Below are 17,575 nucleotides of genomic sequence, written 5' to 3' on the forward strand. Positions count from 1 at the left end.
CGGTCGATCAAGATCTCTTGGCAAATAGCCGAGATCGCCTTCCGGTGCAGTACGGCGCCAGCCGACGTTGCCGCCGTACTGCTGCACGCGCTGCACCTGTTGCCTCCAGACCAGACCGGGCATCAAGGTGTCGGCGGGAAGCCTTGGTGGCCCCTCCTCATACCTTGATGCCGCAGGTCACAGCCACCAAACCGTCCGGAGGAAGTCGAGCAGGGCCTGGACCTCGGCTGGGGTGCGCGGATCGCCGCCTATCGGCCGGCCGCAATCCAGGGCGGCGCGACGTCGGGGGCTTCGCCGCGCCGGGCAGGGGTGGTCAGTCGGGTTCGACAGCCGCGGCCACGGCCTCGACCGTGACGAAGGTCCTGGTGGACTTTTGTACGGGGGCGTCCGCGTCGTCCGGGGTGATCGTGTACCAGACCGGGATGTCGCCCTTGCCCGCACCCTTGATGTAGGACCACGGCACCCGGAACCCGATCTCGTGCCGGCCGAGGTCGCCTGCGGCCAACTCGTACTCGACGTCCGGGACGACGGTGCTCTCCCCCCAGTACAGGCTGATCTTGTCGCCGACCTCGTGCTCCTCGTACAGGGGGATGACCGCCTTGGGTTCGATCCCGTAGTCGTCCTGGACGAGTTTGTTCTTGTTCTCCGAGATCGGCGCCCAGATCTCGGCGAGGCTCAGGTCCGGGTCCGGCCCGACCGTTGCGGCGTCCCGCGTCTGCGACATTCCAACTCCCCTGAGTGATTGAGAATTGACGGCAGGTGACCACTGTCTCGGCGGCCGGGCCCCTGCACCTGCGCATCGTTGCGCTGCTGACGGCGGCCCTGCCTCTGCCCGATCTAGCGGCGGGTCTATCAGGATGCTCAGGGCGCCGGTTGCCGCGTCGTTGGCGAGGGCGGGGCCGTGGCTGATGCGCCAGCCCGGGACCGCACCCTTGTTCACCCAGACGCCGTTGCCGTCGGCGCCCCCGTTGGCGCTGGTGTGGACCGTCTCGTCCGTGGCGGTTTCGACTCGCCACATGCGGGCGTGGCCGCCATCCTCGCAGCCGATGCCGACCGGCCGGGCGCCGAGCTGCCGGGCCGGTGACCCACCGACTGTTGACCCGCTCGGGCCGATCCCCTGGGGACGGGCTTTCTTGTGCGGGTTCCCGCCGGGGCGTTCTGTTCTTCCCGCGAACCCGGTCCGTTGAATGCGGGGGGCTTCGGGGTTGGCTATGAAGAGCGGGCGGCATCGCCCCGCCTTGGACAGTCGTCGGTCGGCGGAGGGGATTCGCTACCGTCGTCCGCTTCCCCTGGCTCCCAAGGCGGGGACCTGCCTGGTCCCCAGCCAGGTCCCCGAGCCTTGGTGGTGCAGTTCGTGGCCGGTCGGTTCGGCGTCGAGTCGTCAGCTGGCGTTGACGGCGGTCGCGATGCGGTCGCCGGTGCTCTTGTCGATGTTGCGCCAGTACTGCAGGGCTTGCTCCAGCACCGGGGCGCTCACCCCGTCGCGGAGGTGTCCCGCGACATTGGAGACCAGGCGCTCGCGGGCCGCGTCGTCCAGCACTCGCCGCACCAGCGTTCCGGCCTGACCGAAGTCGTCGTCCTCGCGGTGCAGCTTGTACGCCTCACGGACCATCTCCCCGGACGTCTCCCAGCCGGCGATCTCGCCGTACTGCTTGGTGTCGGCCGCCGGGCCGCCGTAGGAGTTCGGCGCGTACGGGCGGGCCGTGTTGGCCGGCTCGTAGCGCATCGCACCGTCCTTGGCGTACGAGTTCGTCGCGCTGTGCGGACGGTTCGGAGGGAGCTGCGCGTGGTTGGCGCCGATACGGTAGCGGTGGGCGTCCGGGTAGGAGAGGAGCCGGCCGAGGAGCATCTTGTCCGGTGAGGGACCCACGCCGGGCACCATGCTGGAGGGCGAGAATGCCGCCTGCTCGATGTGGGTGAAGTAGTCCTCGGGGTTGCGGTCCAGCGTCAGCCGGCCGACCTCGATGGGCGGGTAGTCGCCGTGCGGCCACACCTTGGTCAGGTCGAACGGGTTGAAGCGGTAGTCCGGGGCATCGGCGAACGGCATCGCCTGCACATACAGCGTCCAGGAGGGCGCGTTGCCGCCCGCGATGGCGTCGAACAGGTCGCGCCGGTGGTAGTCCGGGGCTTCCCCGGCCAGGCGATCGGCATCAGCCTGGGAGAGGAAGTCGATGCCCTGGTCGGTCTTGACGTGGTACTTCACCCAGAACTTCTCGCCGCCGGCGTTGATCCACATGTAGGTGTGCGATCCATAGCCGTTCATGTGGCGGTACGTCTTGGGGATACCGCGATCACCCATCAGCCAGGTGACCATGTGCGCCGACTCCGGCGACAGCGTCCAGAAGTCCCACTGCATGTCGTGGTCGCGCAGCCCGTTGTCCGGACGACGCTTCTGCGACCGGATGAAGTCCTGGAATTTCATCGGGTCACGCACGAAGAAGACCGGCGTGTTGTTGCCGACCAGGTCGTAGTTGCCCTGCTGGGTGTAGAACTTCAGGGCGAAGCCGCGGGGGGTCGCGCCAGGTGTCGGGCGAGCCCTGCTCGCCGGCGACCGTGGAGAAGCGGGCCAGCACCTCGGTGTTCCTGCCGGGCTGGAACAGGTCGGCCTTGGTGAACTGGCTGACATCGTTGGTGACCTGGAAGGACCCGTACGCGCCGGCGCCCTTGGCGTGCACCACCCGCTCGGGCACCCGCTCCCGGTTGAACTGGGCCATCTTCTCGATGAGGTAGTGGTCCTGGAGTAGGACCGGCCCGTTCGAGCCGATGGTCAGCAAGTGTTCGTCACTCGCGATCGGAATACCTGCGTTGTCGTGGTGTATGGCGTGTCCATCGATACCCTCTCCGGTTACGTCTCTGTGGTGAAGGCCAGACAGCTGGCAACAGACGCAACGCCCTGGACTGCGAAAGGACACACTCACCGGCCGTCGGGGCCGGCCGCCGCCGGTCAGCTCTTACGCGCAGCGTGTGAGTGTGTGGGGTGGTGTCAGCGGGTTGGGTGTCAGCGGGTCTGTCCGGAGTGTAGATGGTTGAGCTGGGTTTCTTCCTGGTGGTGTCGTGGATCTTGGCTGTCACGAAGTGACCAATCCGCTGTCATGGCACGCGGATTGTGCCTAGCACACCAGGATGACGGCTGACACGAGGATGCTCATTCCTGTACAGACCGCTTGGGCGGGGCAGTGGGCTGGTGCGCATGACCGCCGATCTCTCTGCGGAGACGTCTCTGGTATCCGTGGCCGATGTGGAACCGCTTGTGTCCCGTTCGCGGGAGCGGGCGCTCACGCGGCAGGTGGTGGTACAGCGTCTGCTCGCTGTGGACGAGGCGGGGAAGTTGTCGTCGGTGCATGCGCGGATCGCTGCCGAGTCGGCTGGGGTGTCGGTGCGGACGGTGTGGCGCGGGCTGGCCATCGCCCGGAAGTCGGGCCGTGTGGAAGAGGCCCTGCGTCGTGGGGGCGCTGTCACTGACGAGTTGTGGGCCCGGCTTTCCGAGTTGAGTGGGAACGTGGCGGCGCTGCGCCCCGAGCGGGACGGCCCGAGCACGGCGTTCTCCGAGCACGCCTGGGCGTCGTCGCCTGGAATCGGGAGTTGGCCACAAGGGTTTCTGACGGGCCGTCATGGAATGATTCGGGTGCGTCGGCGGCAAGCCGGCCGGTGAGGAGGCGGCCATGTCCGAGACCACGCCCAACTCGAAGGGTCCCGCCAAGAGGCAGATGTCACCCGAGGAGATGGCAAGCCTCGGGCTGACTTCCACCCCCGAGGCGACGGCACCCGTGCAGCCGACGCCGGTCCCGGCGTCCGAGGTCAAGCCCGAGGACGTCGGCACGTTGACGCTGGAGTACAAGGACGGGCAGCCTGTGCTGACCGTCCGTCGCGGGCCGTTCGTCCCCAGCTCGATTCCCGTGCTGGACGAGTCCGGGACTCACGTCGCCAACTACGACGTCCAGGTTTATGACCAGCATCTGGGCATTATGGACGTCTCCTACGCAGCCGCATGGCAATTGGGCAGGTGATGCCCGCGCACTGACGGCTCCCGCCACTGTCGCGGGCGGTTGTCGCCCGACGGGGAGTTTGCCCGCCCTGACCCGGCCGCCGCCGGTACGTTTCGGATGTCTGCACAGGTCAGCGGCCGGTGAGAACGGCCGCGGCTGGGCCGTCCGGGTGGCGTCCAGGTTCGGCGGGACGGCGGGGCGGGCAGAGCCTCCGCATGACGACACCCTCCACCAGGCGCCCCCGCCGCCGACGCCGTCCGGCCGCGCCCGCCGTCCCCGCATCCGTTGGTCCGGTCCGCGCCACCACGCCGCCAGCCCCGGTCCGGCCGGTCGGCGGGTGCTGCCGGACCTGGTCCAGCGAACACCTCACCCCCGGAGGGGGCGTCGTCCGTACGACCTGGCACGAGCCCGCGTGCCCGACCTGGACCCGGCGGTGACCGCCAGCACGCTGACCGAGCCGGTCCGGGTGCGGGTCGATGCGGTCCCGGTCCGGGGCGGCCGTATCCGCCCGATCCGCCGCCAGCGCGCCCCAGGCCCGGCTCGCCCTGTCCGGCGTCCTGGCGCCGGGCAGGTAGGGTCGCCGCAATGCACCACCAGCACCACCGCGGGCTGCTGAGATCGACCGGTACGGCGCTGGTGGCCGCGCCCACTACGGGCCCCGGCCCTCCGACCCGGCACGTTGGGACTGGGCCAGCGACAGCCCTGACACCGCGAGCTGCCGCCCGGTGCTGGCGTCACCACAGCGCCGCCCGCCCGGGTGCCAGGCGGGCAAGGTCGCCGAGACGAGGCAACGCGGCTCCTGGCCTCGCCTCACCCCCGGACGGAACAGGGGCGAGAACCGCGGGCGCGACGCTGCCGGCACCCGATCGAGCGATTGCGTGCCATCGCCCGGGCGCCGTAGCGTCGAGAGGCCCTTGATTCGTACTCATACAGGAGCATGCGATGGCGACTGCCCTCTTCAGCCTCGTCCCGTCACCGAACGAGGACGAGTTCATCTTCCGGCTCGACGACGAGGCGAAGATCCGCCAGGCCCGGGACATCCTCGCCGGAAGCGAGACATCCAGGGTGCACGTCCAGGGGCGGGTCGTCTCGGAGACGGCGCCCCACAACCCGGAGTGGAACTTCCACCTGGACCCCGGCAGCATCACGTTCTTCGACGAGGCCGACGAGGACTGCGACGCCACGGGGCACTACGTCTCGACGCAACTGGACCGCATCGGCGAGGAGGGCTTCCTGCCCGAGAACATCTGGGCCCCCGCCCGCTCGAAGATCACCCGCGAACTCGACAGCTGAGCACTCCGCAGCCGCAGTGCAACGCCCTGGACCCGCCGCCACGGCGGCCGCTGCCGGCCCTGCCACCAGGAACGCACGGAACGCCTGGAACGGGAGGCCGAAGAGCAACTGGAAACCGCCCGCACGGCGAACGCCTCGCTGCGCCCGTGCTGGACGTGCCGGGGCTCGATTGGGAGCCAGGATGGCTCGGTGCTGGAGCTGCGGGAGCGCTGAGCGGGGCTCGGCGGCTACAGCGGTGGCCTGGTGGCAGTTGTGTTTCCCGGACTGCGGTGCCCAGCGCTGATGGTGAGTCTGTCAGGGCGTTTCGCAGGCGTGGGGGAGTGCTGCTTGCTTGCGTGGGAGTGCGCACCCGTTCCAGTCCGGGGCTGTGGTTGCTTATGACCCCGGCGGCGGGTACGGCTCGGTCGAATAGCGGGCCATCACCTCAAGGATGGCGTTCTCCTCCACCTGGTCCAGGCTGCCGTGCTGCGCGATCAGGGTGGACAGGTCGCGGAAGTAGCCGATGTAGAGGTCCGGAGCCACCGTGCAGATGAAGGCTGCCCACTCGGCGGGGTCCGGGTTCGAGAAGGTGTGGGGAACACCGATCGGTGCGGTCACCATTCCTCCGGCAGCCACGTCAGCGTGCTCGCCGGCGGACGTGAAGCGCATCGTCCCGGACAGGACGTAGAACGTCTCGGAGTGCTGACGGTGGATGTGCTGAGGCGGCCCGCCGCTGTTCGGCGGCAGACGGCCGACCATGACCCCCACCCGGTGCCCGGTGTGCGAGCCGTCCTCCAGAATGCGCATCCCGGTCGAGCCGGCAAGCACCTCGCCACCACCCGCCGGGACGAGAACGACATCCATGGCACGCACCTTTCCCTGTGACGAGAGCACCAGGACCACCAGGACACTCCCACCGTACCCATCTCTTCCCTGTCAGGCAGGCCCGCCGTCGATCGGCGTCGGCCTCCACCAGAGCCAGCACCCCGGCCTGGAAATCTGCCGGATGACGGGCGGCCTGCCACGACACAGGCCCAAGGGACCCTGTCTGCATCACCCCCCGTCGGCCCCTGGCCCCAGGACGGCACGCCGAGGGATGCGGTGGCCGCACGCCCGGATGCCGGATGCCGATCGGGCCGGTTGCGCCGGTGGAAGGCTCGTGGTCTCCGCGCCGGCGTGACCGCGGGTTGCGGTGCTACTTCCAGGTGACCTGGTCGCCGTCCACGAGCAGGTTGCCCCATTGGGGGATGCGGTAGAAGTACTTGCTCTGACCGCCGTACGGGACTTTGCGCCATACGCCGCCGTTCTCGTCCCTGTCGGAGTCGGTGAGGATGTAGTGGCCCTCGTAGACCTTGTCGTATCCGGGGATGCGGGTGCCCCGGGGGCAGAAGGCGCCGGCCGTGAACAGGTTGCCGTCCTGCTCCTTGCGGAGCGCCCCGTCGCGCTTGTATTCGCCGACGTACTCGGGTTCGGGCTGGGGGGCGACTTCGGTCGCGGTGGCGGCGGCCACCGCCAGTGGGACGCCGTTCAGGCGGGCGGGGGCCGAGGAGGTGTCGGCATCGGGAGGTACGACGGTGCAGATGCGGTTGGAGTAGCCGATGCACAGGGTGCCGTCCGGCGCGGCGGCGAGGACGGGGGCCGCATCGGGAAGGCCGGGGAAGGTGCCGGCCTCGGAGAGGGTGGCCGGGTCGAGCACGAGGCCGCGCCCGTCGGCGTACAGGGCGTAGAGGCGGGTGCCGTCCGGGGTGATGGCCGTGGCGGCCGGGGCGGGGCCCTCGGCGCGGGCGGTGACGGCCATGGTGGCGGTGTCGATGGCGACCAGCGGGTCCGTGTGCCCGGGGACCCAGGCGTACAGGGTGGCGCCGTCGGGGCTGAGCAGGATCCGGACGGTGAAGTTCTCCTTGGGTGCGGCGACGACGACGGCCGCGCCCGCTTCGTCGCTCTGCTCGCCGGCCTGTGGCGTGACCGGGACGCCGCCTTCCAGGGCGATGACGTAGGGGGTGTGCTTCCTGTTGCCGGCGTTGTTCACGTTGCCCAGGTACAGCCGCTTTCCCGTGTCGGAGGCCTGGGTCATCCAGGTGGTGAAGGGCTTGCCCGGCGCCTCGTGGAAGGTGCTCGCGCCGGTGGTGGTGTCCACCTCGATCACCCCGTCCCGCAGCTGCAGGAGGAACAGCCGGGTCGCGGCCGGGTCCACGGCGCTCAGAACGGCCGTCCCCCGGTAGGTGGAGGTCTCGGCCTCCAGGGTCCGGGTGTCCACCATGGCGAATTGACCGGTGCGGCTGATCGCGTCGCTCTCCAGCGGCAGGTACAGACGAGTGCCCGTGCCGTCGTGCCGGGCCAGCACCCCCCGCAACGGACCGGACCCCGCGGTCGCCCTGATCCGTCCGGTGCCGGGATCGAGGACCGCCAGCCCGTTCGCGAACGAGTCGCCGCCCGAGTACGCGATGTAGAAGTGGTAGCCGTCGGACTGTGTCATGCCCTGCTCTCCCTGCCGGTGAGCGGCACCGGCCGCCCCACGCGCCCGGTCCCCACCGCTCTCCACCGCCCCTTCGTACCCTGACGAACCGTCACGCATGTCTCGGTCACGGAACCTCAACACGCACAACTTGACAGGGAACCTCTTCGACGCCGCCCGCATCCGTCCCCTGGCCGAACCCGCGCGTGCCGCCTCCGCCCCTCGCGATACCGTCCGGGTGCTGCCCGAGCTGGCGGGCCCGTCCGGCGTGGAGCCGGGCGAGGGCTGCTGGCGGCTCGCCTGGCTCCGCGCCGCCGGCACCTGGCGCTCGGCCCTGATCACCATCCGCCGACGACCCACCCCGCACGCGCCCTGGATCGCCTACGCCCGCTGGGGCGAGGACCAGCAGGCCGGATGGGTCATCGTGGACGACAGCCTGCGGCTGATCGACCCCGCCGCGGACACCGCACCCCACCACGGCGAGCGGTCCCGATGACGCTCACCGCCGTCCCCGAACCCGCCCCCGCCGACCCTGCCCGGCGCCTGGCCGACCTCATGGACGCGACCTCGCCAGCCACCCGCGCCCGGCAGACCCCCAGCGGCACCCTCCCCGTCCTGGACCCGCTGCGCCCGCTGGTACCGGGCGGAGGGCTGGCCCGGGGCACGGTCACCGAGGTGGCCGATGTGGGTCTTCTGCTTGCGGTGGCCGTAGGCCCTGCGACCGCCGACCCGCACGCCTGGTCTGCCGCCGTGGGGCTCGGGGACCTCGGCTGGGCGGCTGCTGCGGGCTACGGAATGGTGCTGATGACCGCGGGCATGACGTTCCTGTTCCTGCTCGCCGGGGCGTCGGCCGCCGAGGCCGCCGACGGCGGGGAGCGCGGCGGCGTGCTGGCCCCCCTGAATGTGCTGTCGTCGGAGGGGGTGCCGCTGGACAACTACGACCTCAAGAGTGAGCCCGGCGGCGCAACCGACATCCGGTCGCGCGCGTGCAATCTGCTGCTGGGCGCGGGGTTCGCGTTGGTGCGGATCCGGCGCGTGGCCTCCTGCGTCGCCTCCGGCGGCGCGAGCTACGGCCGGGCCAGTGCACCCCTGCTAGGGCCCGCTCGGCGGCGCCCACGACTCCGACCACGAGCTCTACGGCCAGTCCGCCGCCTTCCGTCATGCCCTGCGCTCGCAGGATCTGGACTACATCGTGGCGGTGCGCGGGGACGAGACCGCACACCGCCACGACGCGCAGCCCGAGGCGCCCGCCTACGGCGGCGCAGGACGCAGGACACTGCCCCGCTACCGCACGGACTCCGTAGCCCTGCACGAGCTCGCCACCGCGGGCGGCCGCCGGATGTTCCGGCAGGTCACCTGGCGTCAGGGCAGCCGCGGAGCGATGCGCTCGCACTTCCGCGTCCTGCAAGTGCGGCCCGCGGGGAAGATCCCCCGCACGCTCGCCGCCGCAGACGCGGGCGGAAGCGCTGCCTGGGACGGCGTCCTGCCGACCGAGACCCTGCTCGTCGAATGGCCATTGGGCGCCGACGCGCCCACCGAGTACTGGCTCACCAGCCTGCCGCCCGACACCGCGATCCGCCAACTCGTGCGCCTGGCCAAGATCCGCTGGCGCATCGAACACGACTACCGCGAGATGAAGCACGGCCTGGGCCTGGACCACTTCGAGGGCCGCACCTGGCGAGGCTGGCACCATCACGTCACCCTGGTCACTGCCGCCCACGCCTTCCTCACCCTCCGGCGCCTCGACCCAAAAGTCGAGGCGCCGGCCTGATGGCCCGCCCTGCTACCGGAAACCGAACTCGAAGGCGCGAGCCCTGTGTCGACCAGGCGCGCCTCGGCTGCGGAAACCGTACGGCTCGCCCTCGCGATCGCGGCCGCAACAGCCTCGGCGGTGGCCGCCACCGTGCTGCTCCCCTCGACAGGGCTTCCCGTAGCCGTGCACTCCGTGGTGGTAGTCGGTTGCGCCGTGGTGAGCGGGATGCTGGTGGCCGGCCCGTCGCGGTTCGCGCGGATCGCGGAGTTCCTGCCCGGCAAGTAGGAGCCGCTGAGCGGAGTCGCCAGCATTGTTGCCGAGCCGTCGGGGCGTATGCGGTGTCGGGTTGACGGGCGTCCCGTCCTGGGCCAGCTCGGAGTCGGCACGACCGTAAGGCGTCTCCATCCTCCGACGGGGAGTCGCCACGCCGTTATCGCTCTACACGTTCGCGGCACCCCGCTGCTACGCACCCGGGAGCCTGCTCGGGCGGCTCCGCCAGGTCGCCGGCCGGGCGCGCAGAGGGGCGAGCAGGTGCCAGACCAGCCAGGCGATCGAGTTGGCCGAGTCCCGCACCCGGAACGCCAACTGCTCGGGGGTCAGGCCGTCGACCGCGTCGGCGACCGCTTCACGAATCCTGTCGAACGCGTCCACGAGAAGATCGGTGCTGGTCACACCGGCCACAGTCGCCTCCCGGTCGATACCCCGTCCCACCGGCGGGGCGGCGGATGTCGCGCCACCCCGACGATTGTGTCCCGCCCGTGGAGCCCCGGCCACCCGGGACCGGTGCGCCGTCGCCCGGGCAGCCTGTGGGGCGGGGCCGATCTCGCGCTCAAGCGCCGACGCCGCGCGGGCACGGCTGCGGCCGGATCAAACACCCCGGAACGACACACCCACACCCAACGGTCACTCCCGGCGGCAACGGGGCGGGCGGCCCGGGCGGAAGCCGGCCAGGAGCAGCGTGACCTGTTGGCGGCGCTCGGTGGTGGACGACCTTCAGAGCCCATGTGTCCACCACTCCTCGCGGCCGTTGTGGGCGGGGTCCGGTCGGACGCGGGCGAGGAAGACCTCGTCCAGCGGCTTGACCACAGCCCTCAGTTCACGGGCGGCGCGAGTGGGCAGGGCCCGCAGGGCCGCCTCCAGGAGATCGCGCCCGTAGTCGTCCGCGCAACACGGGCAGTCGTCGACGAACGGTGGACCGGGCGGGTGGACACGCCGGGAATGCACCGTTCTCGACCATGCGGTGACGGCCAGGGCAACCGCACCAGGGTGTGCTCTGGCGCGCTCGAACTCGGCGATCAGGCGCTGCGTCGCAGCAGAGACCCCGGGCACGACGCGACGTGGACTGCGGTCAGACGGACGGGGCATGCGGCTCAGGCCCGCGCGCACGCGGGCGGGCGACCTACGCGACATAGGCCTTTCGACAGATCGTCATGGCGACCAGCCTGCCGGAAGTCGCACCGCCCGGCAACGGATTTGGTCGGCCGCGGCAGCCAGGACCACGGCCAGGACGTGGCCGCGGCCCGCCCGATCCGCGACCGGATCGAGCAGCTCGTCAGCCGCCCGCTCACCGAACTCGGCGTCAAGTCACCACGACTCCACCGCGAACCCACCACCCCGGGCTTCCGGGCGATCGCCGCCCGCGCACCCGTCGTGCCGGCACGGAGTCGTCGTCTCACGGACGGGCCCCGCGGCCGGAGTCAGCAGACCGGCTCCCGGTCATGGTTCCGGTTGCGGGCCGGATTGCGGCCATCGATAGTGGACACGGTGGCCGTATGGCGCGCCGGAGTGCGGGCAGCCACCAGCCGGCCTCGTGCCGTTGGTCGTCCAGGTCTGGCGACAACGGCAGGGCTCCTGGCGAGGAGCCACTTCGCCCCGCCACCGGGCGGCGAACACGGCTGGCGGATCCGCTCCGATAGCGGCACGCCCCGTTCCCTTGCGCCGGCAACCCTTCGTGGTCGACACCGGCAGTGCAGGCTGCACGTGAGACCGTCTCCACCCCTCCCGTAATCACGCGAGGAGCACTCTGATGACCAAGAACACTGTGGCACGTCTCCTGACGGCATCGGCGCTTGTGGCCGGGGGCATGATGCTGCTCCCCGGCCCTGCGGGCGCACAGACAGGCTTCCACGTCGTCAATATGGCAACGGGCAAGTGCGCGACCCTCGCTGGAGGAGTCTCCACTGACAACAACGTCACCCTCGTCCAGTACAACTGCGACAACGACTCCTCGCGGCACTGGTATCTCAGCAACTGGAGCAACAACACCTTCCAGCTCGTCAACGTGAAGACGGGCAAGTGCGCGACCGTCGCCGGAGGGGTCTCCACTGACAACAACGTCACCCTCGTCCAGTACACCTGCGACAACGACTCCTCGCGCCGCTGGCGCCTCAGCAACAGCAACGGCAGCTCCTACCAGTTCGTCAACGTGAAGACGGGCAAGTGCGCGACCGTCGCCGGAGGGGTCTCCGCGGACAACAACGTCACCCTCGTCCAGTACACCTGCGACAACGACCTCTCGCGCCGCTGGCAGCTGGGGGGGTAAGAAGCCGTAAGACAGGGCCTCTGGTGGAACTCGGGTCGGACCTGGAGCTACCAGTAGGCCCTGTTTTCGCTGTCCCACGCACCGCGGCCGACGCGGACCGCATGCGGGTGGTGCGTCACAGGGTCAGCGGGCGGGGCCCGAGGACCTCGGCTGCCACATCCCCGGAAGCCGCTCCGGAATCCGCTGCATGAAGCCCGTTCGCCAGACCAACTTGTTCACGGTCAAGGCGAGTTCGAGATCCGGCAGTCGGTCCAGCAGCGCCTCCGGGGCGATCCGGGCGTGGACGCGTCCGAGTGAGGTGGCGGGGCAGTAGTGGGAGCCGCCGCCGAGGGGCAAGTGGTCGGCGGCGTTGGCGCGGTCCAGGTCGAAGCGGTGGGGGTCGGGGAAGGCCTCCGGGTCGAAGCGCGCCCTCGACCGGCACCAGGACCAACTCCCCCTGCTTGAGGTCGACATCTCCGAGCCGAACGTCGGCGAGTGCGAGCCGGGGCAGGGCGTCACCGATGGACAGGTTCACCCGCAGCTGTTCCTCACGCCCGCGTCGACCAGCTCGCGGTGGTCCCGCAGCAGGTCCCAGGTGATGCGGTGGGTTTATGGCTGGCGAGGGTGATCGAGGGGCGGGCGGGGTGAGCTGCCGGCGGATCAGGAGCTGCTGGCGGCTGCCACCACCGTCGCCACCACGGTCCCGGCGGCCGCCACGGCCAGCGCCAGCCAGAAGGCGATCCAAGCCCGCTTGGCTCGGCGGGCCCAGCGGGGGCCGGTGATCACGAACGCTTCCGGCCCGAACCACAGGCGGACCGCACGCCGCAGGCCACGCAGGCTGCCCGCCGCGAGCGCAAAGGCCACGCAGTCGAGCAGCAGGAAGACGAAGGCCGCCACCCCCGCCCACGGACACCTGCCTGGCCGGTGCGGCTCTACCAGGCCACCCCCAGGGCCTCCAACTGCCCGCGCTGCTCCTCGCTCAGCTTGCCCCGCCGGGCCTTCTGGTTGTTCAGCCAGGCCCCAAAGACAGCCCCTCCTCGGTCTTGTACGCCCACGGCACCTTCACGTGGCCCACCCGCTCGACGAAGGCCGCCAGCGCCGCCAGGCCGGCGCCGAACCGGTCCGCCCGCGACACCTTCGGCTTCGCCGCGGCCGCAGCCCGCGCGGCGGCGAGCTCCTGGTCCTCCTCGATGCCGATCGCCGCGAGCAGGTCCCGCTGCTCCTGGTCGAGATCGGCCCACCCGGCCCGCTGCGCCTTCACCCACCGTCCGAGTTGCTCGCCCTCGAAGACGGTGTCCGCAGGCAGCGCGGCCCAGTCGACCCGGCCGTCGGCCTCCAACCACCACTGCCGCGCGGTCGCGTACACACGCTGCCAGGCGATCGGCCAGGCCGGGCACCACCACGGGTCGATCTCCTCCAGCGCCCGGCGCCGCTCCGGCACGAGCGCCCCCGGCTGGCCGGCCGGCACCTGGGCCGCAGCCCGCAGCTCCGAGAGCCATGTCCCGATCGCGTACCCGCCGACCGAGGCCCGGTGTTAGGCGACAGGCTGTTTTCAGTGCTGGTACGTCAGATTCCCTTCAGCGGCCAGCTCGCCGGGGTGGTGCGGTCACGCCGCTGAAGACGTGTGTCGTTGGGACTGAAGGCTTCTGTCGCTTTCCGCTGAAGGTTTCGTGTCGTCTGGGATGGCCCGCGAGGCTCGGTGGCCGGTGGCGGCCCGGTCGGGTGGAGCCGAGGCCGGATGCGATGCACCCCCGCCGATTTCTACGCTGGCCTGCAGCCGAACCAACTGCGCCGCGAATGCTTTGAGTTCACCGTCATCGCCGTCGACCTGGCGTCGGCGGCAGGGCTCAAGACCGCTGCCGGCAAGCACACACGCCGCCTTACAGGCATGAGCTCGCCCTACTCGCCGTCCATGTCCGACACCCTCGCCGCTTCTTCCTCAGCGCCCGCCCGCCGGTACGCCTCAGCAGAGTCCTGGCGCACCGCTCGGACGACATCCGATGGCCATCCAGCCGCAGACGGAGTGGCGGTGAACTCCTCCAAAGCCTCACCCCGCCGATGCTCATCCCCCAGGAATTCGAACATGGCCACCACCCGCTCACCCGCCTCAACCGCCGGCTCGAACTCACCACGACCACGCAACGCCGCACCGAGGTTGTTCCAGGCCCTGGCTTCGGCGAGTTTTCGTCGAGCTGCCGGTAGGTGGTGGTCGCGGTGCGGTGGGCTTGTTCGGCTTCCTCGAAGCGGCGCGGCCCCTTGAGAGTGGCGCCGAGGTTGTTCCAGGCGCTGGCTTCACCGTGTTTGTCGCCGAGCTGCCGGTAGGCGGTGGTCGCGGTCCTGGTCGGCCGCCAGGCCGTCCGCTGCGCTCGGTCCGGTGTCCGCGCTGGCCCCTCGGGCTCGTCCGGCCGGCCCCGTTCTGTCGCCCACCGTTCACGGGTGGAGCAGCCCGCCCGATGCGGGCGGGCGGTGCTTCGAGAGGCGGACGAGCAAATTCATTTGGTGGTCCGACCTGGGTAAACAACTATGATCATCGTGAATTTCGAAACAACTGAGAAGGAATCAGAGCTGTGCGGGTGATGGGGAGGGGCATCGTGGCGGCGGCTGCGGGGGCAGCGCTCACGGTGGTTCTGGCAGGCTGTGGCGGGGAGTCCCACAGCAGCGGTGCGAGCCGGGTCGAGGACGAGGCGGCGAAGAAGCGGACCGATGCTCGGACCGTGCTGGTGGTCGCGGCTAGGAAGACCGCGGAACGGGCCTCGTACAAGACGGTCCAGACGGGAGAGGGCGGATCCGACAGGTCCGAGATGCTCTTCCAGCAGAAGCCGTACGCCTCGGTCATCAAGTCGTGGGGGAAGAAGACCGAGGACAACCCCAGCGGCTTCAACCACATGATCTCCATGGGCGACGCGATCTATGTGAAGTCGGATCATGTCCCGGGCAAGAGCTGGTACCGCATGGACCAGAACGGGGGTGGTGACCCCGGCAACTCGCGGGCGGCGGGGTTCATCAACGAGATCGCGGGCGCGCTCGCCGCGACCGGGTCCACCTCGTGGGTCGGTGAGGAGCAGGTGGGTGGCCGACCGGCCGATCACTACCGCGGCACGGTGGTCTTCGACGAGCTGGCCCACTACACCGGGCCCGCCATCAAGGACGATGTACGCGACTACTACGTCCAGTTGGCCAAGCGGCGGGGCGAGACCTCGGCGGTCCTCGACATGTGGGTCGGCAAGGACGACCTCATCCTGAAGTCGCAGGAGGTCACCACCGGCAGCAAGGGCCAGGACCAGGTCTTCGAGGAGTACTCCGACTTCGGTGCCGTCCCGGCCATCACGGCGCCCCCGGCGGACACCGTCGCCACCTGGGACGAGTTCATCGCCGGCAAGACGAAGCCGTAGCCGAGAGCGCGAGGGCACGGCCTCGTAGGCCGCGCCCTCGCCCCGGCCGCCTCGGGGTTGTAGCGCTGTGCCTGCCGCGCCGTCATTGTGACTGTCGGGCGAGACGGTGCTCGTCGTCCTTGGCGTGCCGTGCCCGCTCGCTGTTGTGCCACTGGTTCGGCATGGCGGTGTTGTCAGGCAGAGTGTTGATCATGTTTGAGGAGTGGTGGCGTGTCCGGCCGGACGGGGAACGCGTGCAATGGGTGCTGGAGCCGTTCACGGAGGTGGGGCCGTTGCGGTTCGGGATGAGCGCCGGGGAGGTGACGGCCACCATGAGCGCTGTCACCCGAGTAGCCCGACGCGCACACTCCGCCCCGGTACGGACCTCTCAGGGCCCGCACCGGGGCGGAGTGATCTCCCGCCCCTGACCGCCCGTCCGCGGGATGCGAGAGCCCGGGCGAACGTGAATCCGAACGGCGCAAGGCCTGACCGCCCCATCGTGCACTGATTCCGGCCCCGCGACATGCCACGAACGCGCGCGCTCCGGCCACTCAAACCGCCGGAGACGCGCGGGTTCGTCGTTTCAGGCATCCAGGAATCTGCGAACCGGCGCGCTTTCGCCCGCACGGATTCGAAGACATCGCTGCTGCTCGGCCTCACCGGCATCCTCATTGCCGGCGTGGCCGCGCTCGGCAAGGCACCCACCTTCGCGCTCGCCCTAGCCGCCGTCGGCATCGCGGCCGCCGTCGCCTCCGCGCTGCTCTCGGTCCTGGTCGTCATGCCCAAACTCGACCCCACCAGGTCCAACGGATTCTCCCGCTGGGCCCGCTGCACCGACCCGGACCAGATCCGCGAGGCCCTGGCCGACGACGTCCGACCCGCCCGCCTGCACGCCCTCAGCGTGCTGTGCGAGCGCAAGATGCACCTCCTCCAGTGGGCGGCCCGCCTCGCACTCGTCGCCGTCCTCGCCGTCTCCGCCGCGGCCCTCCTCTCCGCCGCCGCCTGACCACCCACCACCCCACCCCGTCGGCGGACCTGAAGAACGAGTTCTACGAGCGGGTCCGCACCGAAACCAGCCAGGTCCCCGAACCAGAACAGCTGCTCCGGAAGACCGTCGCCCGCCTCAAACAGGCCGTCGCCGATCAGAACGCCGAGATCCGCGAACTCCGCCAACAGATCACCCGGCTCACCCTCGCCGCAGCGGTACTCACCCACGACCGGCACGCACAGCCCTGCGCGGACCTAGGCAACGTCGTCCTGCTGCCCCGCCGTCCCGACGGCCCCGGGGCACCTGAGAGCGACCCGGGGCCGTCAGCGGGCTGAGTGTTGCGTCAGGCGGCGAAGACCCTCAGCAGGTCGCGGTAATTGCCTGTTCCTGAGGCCAACCTGACAAGTTGATGAGTCGTTGCCCTCGGGCTCAGCGGCCGTGGCCCAGACTCGATCAGATCAGACCGCTCGCTAGTGCGGGTGGTGGCTTGGCGTTTTCGGCAAGGGGGGAACGGGGTAGGCGAACGGTCGGCCGTGGACGAGTTGCCGTACGGTGCTCAGAAGGCCGTAGTTACGGGCGAACCACGGCACCTCGTCCAGGACTTTGGCCGAGTCGTTGGTGACGAAGGCGTCGACCATGGTGCGCAAGGAGTCCGGGACGGGGCTGTCGGTGAGGCAGAGCCAGGCGAGTGCGGCCGCGACGCGGACATCCGCCGGCTGATCCGGGTCGGGCCACAGGGTACCGAGCCATCCGACAGTGTCGGGTTCGCAGTGGCCGCGGGCCAGTTCTGCGCAGGCCAGGACGAGGGCCGCACGGACATGTGGTTCCTGCTCGACGGCCAGCCTGGCCCGCAGCGCCACTGTGATGGGACCGAGGTGGTCCAGTGCAGTAGCGAGCGCGTCGGCGGCCGCAGTCCGAACGTCCGGGACCGGATCGTGGAGCAGGGGCAGGAGCAGGTTGGTGTCGGCGGTGATGGCCAGGCGTGAGGCTTCGATGGTCCAGGTCATCAGGTAGCCGTCGCAGGAGAAGAACCAGCCCGGTTGGACGGTGACCAGGAAGTGCTCGCGGGTGGCCCCGTAGGTCCTGTCCGGTCGATCATGAGCGGAGCCAGATGGCCAGTGCCGCGACGGTGACCGTGCCGAGGAAGACGTAGACGCGCTTGTCATATCTGGTCGCGACGGCGCGGAAGTTCTTCAGCTTGTTGATCGCACGCTCGACGACGTTGCGTT

The 17,575-nt window shown here is 70.2% G+C and carries 17 protein-coding genes and 4 pseudogenes; 10 read left to right on the forward strand and 11 right to left on the reverse strand.

The features are described from left to right. Positions 1 to 313 precede the first annotated feature (313 nt). Positions 314 to 724: a hypothetical protein gene (locus ACFU7Y_RS02685; protein ID WP_224274412.1), complete on the reverse strand. Its 411-nt coding sequence runs from the start codon at positions 722 to 724 to the stop codon at positions 314 to 316. 657 nt (positions 725 to 1,381) lie between these two features. Then, a pseudogene (locus ACFU7Y_RS02690) lies at positions 1,382 to 2,830 on the reverse strand (catalase). A 360-nt stretch (positions 2,831 to 3,190) separates the two neighbouring features. Here ACFU7Y_RS02690 and ACFU7Y_RS02695 point away from each other — a divergent pair. The 3 genes from ACFU7Y_RS02695 (at position 3,191) to ACFU7Y_RS02705 (ending at position 5,279) form a co-directional block, all read left to right on the forward strand. Continuing rightward, positions 3,191 to 3,652: a hypothetical protein gene (locus ACFU7Y_RS02695; protein WP_380766216.1), complete on the forward strand. Its 462-nt coding sequence runs from the start codon at positions 3,191 to 3,193 to the stop codon at positions 3,650 to 3,652. A gap of 10 nt (positions 3,653 to 3,662) precedes the next feature. Further along, a complete protein-coding gene (locus tag ACFU7Y_RS02700; protein WP_224274416.1) occupies positions 3,663 to 4,007 on the forward strand; it encodes a hypothetical protein in 345 nt (114 codons plus the stop codon). A gap of 921 nt (positions 4,008 to 4,928) precedes the next feature. Beyond that, a complete protein-coding gene (locus tag ACFU7Y_RS02705) occupies positions 4,929 to 5,279 on the forward strand; it encodes a calmodulin (protein ID WP_380766218.1) in 351 nt (116 codons plus the stop codon). 375 nt (positions 5,280 to 5,654) lie between these two features. Here ACFU7Y_RS02705 and ACFU7Y_RS02710 read toward each other — a convergent pair whose 3' ends face one another. Together ACFU7Y_RS02710 and ACFU7Y_RS02715 are read right to left on the reverse strand one after the other, a co-directional pair. Further along, entirely contained in the window at positions 5,655 to 6,161 is a 507-nt protein-coding gene (locus ACFU7Y_RS02710) for a cupin domain-containing protein (RefSeq protein ID WP_224274420.1), read from the reverse strand. A 292-nt stretch (positions 6,162 to 6,453) separates the two neighbouring features. Next, positions 6,454 to 7,734 carry a YncE family protein gene (locus tag ACFU7Y_RS02715; protein WP_380766219.1) on the reverse strand — a complete coding sequence of 427 codons (1,281 nt, stop codon included), beginning with the start codon at positions 7,732 to 7,734 and terminating at the stop codon, positions 6,454 to 6,456. Positions 7,735 to 7,864: 130 nt separating this feature from the next. On the opposite strand from ACFU7Y_RS02715, the gene ACFU7Y_RS02720 reads away from it, so the two are divergent. The 3 genes and pseudogenes from ACFU7Y_RS02720 (at position 7,865) to ACFU7Y_RS02730 (ending at position 9,751) form a co-directional block, all read left to right on the forward strand. Then, positions 7,865 to 8,209, forward strand: coding sequence for a hypothetical protein (locus ACFU7Y_RS02720; protein WP_380766220.1), 345 nt, complete (start codon positions 7,865 to 7,867; stop codon positions 8,207 to 8,209). A 639-nt stretch (positions 8,210 to 8,848) separates the two neighbouring features. Next, positions 8,849 to 9,484, forward strand: a pseudogene (locus ACFU7Y_RS02725) (transposase); the annotation flags it as partial. 45 nt (positions 9,485 to 9,529) lie between these two features. Further along, positions 9,530 to 9,751, forward strand: a complete 222-nt coding sequence (locus ACFU7Y_RS02730; protein ID WP_224274425.1) for a hypothetical protein — start codon at positions 9,530 to 9,532, stop codon at positions 9,749 to 9,751. A gap of 243 nt (positions 9,752 to 9,994) precedes the next feature. Here the strand turns inward: ACFU7Y_RS02730 and ACFU7Y_RS02735 are convergent. Together ACFU7Y_RS02735 and ACFU7Y_RS02740 are read right to left on the reverse strand one after the other, a co-directional pair. Further along, positions 9,995 to 10,138: pseudogene (locus ACFU7Y_RS02735) on the reverse strand (DUF664 domain-containing protein); the annotation flags it as partial. Positions 10,139 to 10,459: 321 nt separating this feature from the next. After that, positions 10,460 to 10,690 (reverse strand): hypothetical protein, encoded by a 231-nt coding sequence (locus ACFU7Y_RS02740; protein ID WP_224274427.1) that lies wholly within the window; start codon positions 10,688 to 10,690, stop codon positions 10,460 to 10,462. An 802-nt stretch (positions 10,691 to 11,492) separates the two neighbouring features. On the opposite strand from ACFU7Y_RS02740, the gene ACFU7Y_RS02745 reads away from it, so the two are divergent. Continuing rightward, on the forward strand, positions 11,493 to 12,008 hold the full coding sequence (locus ACFU7Y_RS02745) for an RICIN domain-containing protein (RefSeq protein WP_380766222.1): 516 nt from the start codon (positions 11,493 to 11,495) through the stop codon (positions 12,006 to 12,008). 123 nt (positions 12,009 to 12,131) lie between these two features. On the opposite strand, the gene ACFU7Y_RS02750 is transcribed toward ACFU7Y_RS02745, so the two are convergent. The 3 genes from ACFU7Y_RS02750 to ACFU7Y_RS02760 form a co-directional block, all read right to left on the reverse strand. Further along, positions 12,132 to 12,461, reverse strand: a complete 330-nt coding sequence (locus ACFU7Y_RS02750; protein ID WP_380766224.1) for a hypothetical protein — start codon at positions 12,459 to 12,461, stop codon at positions 12,132 to 12,134. Positions 12,462 to 12,647: 186 nt separating this feature from the next. Beyond that, positions 12,648 to 12,884 carry a hypothetical protein gene (locus ACFU7Y_RS02755; RefSeq protein WP_224274437.1) on the reverse strand — a complete coding sequence of 79 codons (237 nt, stop codon included), beginning with the start codon at positions 12,882 to 12,884 and terminating at the stop codon, positions 12,648 to 12,650. A 112-nt stretch (positions 12,885 to 12,996) separates the two neighbouring features. Further along, a complete protein-coding gene (locus tag ACFU7Y_RS02760) occupies positions 12,997 to 13,428 on the reverse strand; it encodes a helicase associated domain-containing protein (RefSeq protein WP_380766226.1) in 432 nt (143 codons plus the stop codon). 1,150 nt (positions 13,429 to 14,578) lie between these two features. On the opposite strand from ACFU7Y_RS02760, the gene ACFU7Y_RS02765 reads away from it, so the two are divergent. The 3 genes from ACFU7Y_RS02765 to ACFU7Y_RS02775 all read left to right on the forward strand — a co-directional run bounded on the left by ACFU7Y_RS02765 (position 14,579) and on the right by ACFU7Y_RS02775 (position 16,681). Then, the gene (locus ACFU7Y_RS02765) at positions 14,579 to 15,379 is read left to right on the forward strand and encodes a hypothetical protein (RefSeq protein WP_380766228.1); all 801 of its coding nucleotides are present in this window, start codon (positions 14,579 to 14,581) and stop codon (positions 15,377 to 15,379) included. Between the two features lie 658 nt (positions 15,380 to 16,037). Beyond that, positions 16,038 to 16,364 carry a Pycsar system effector family protein gene (locus tag ACFU7Y_RS02770; protein WP_224285034.1) on the forward strand — a complete coding sequence of 109 codons (327 nt, stop codon included), beginning with the start codon at positions 16,038 to 16,040 and terminating at the stop codon, positions 16,362 to 16,364. After that, complete coding sequence (locus ACFU7Y_RS02775; protein ID WP_380766230.1) at positions 16,292 to 16,681, forward strand: hypothetical protein; 390 nt, start codon at positions 16,292 to 16,294, stop codon at positions 16,679 to 16,681. Before ACFU7Y_RS02770 ends, ACFU7Y_RS02775 begins: the two co-directional genes overlap by 73 nt. A 135-nt stretch (positions 16,682 to 16,816) precedes the next feature. On the opposite strand, the gene ACFU7Y_RS02780 is transcribed toward ACFU7Y_RS02775, so the two are convergent. After that, a complete protein-coding gene (locus ACFU7Y_RS02780; RefSeq protein ID WP_380766231.1) occupies positions 16,817 to 17,353 on the reverse strand; it encodes a hypothetical protein in 537 nt (178 codons plus the stop codon). 88 nt (positions 17,354 to 17,441) lie between these two features. Then, a pseudogene (locus ACFU7Y_RS02785) lies at positions 17,442 to 17,575 on the reverse strand (IS5/IS1182 family transposase); the annotation flags it as partial.

Origin of the sequence: Kitasatospora sp. NPDC057542 (assembly GCF_042801945.1) — a bacterium.
GTDB lineage: Bacteria > Actinomycetota > Actinomycetes > Streptomycetales > Streptomycetaceae > Kitasatospora.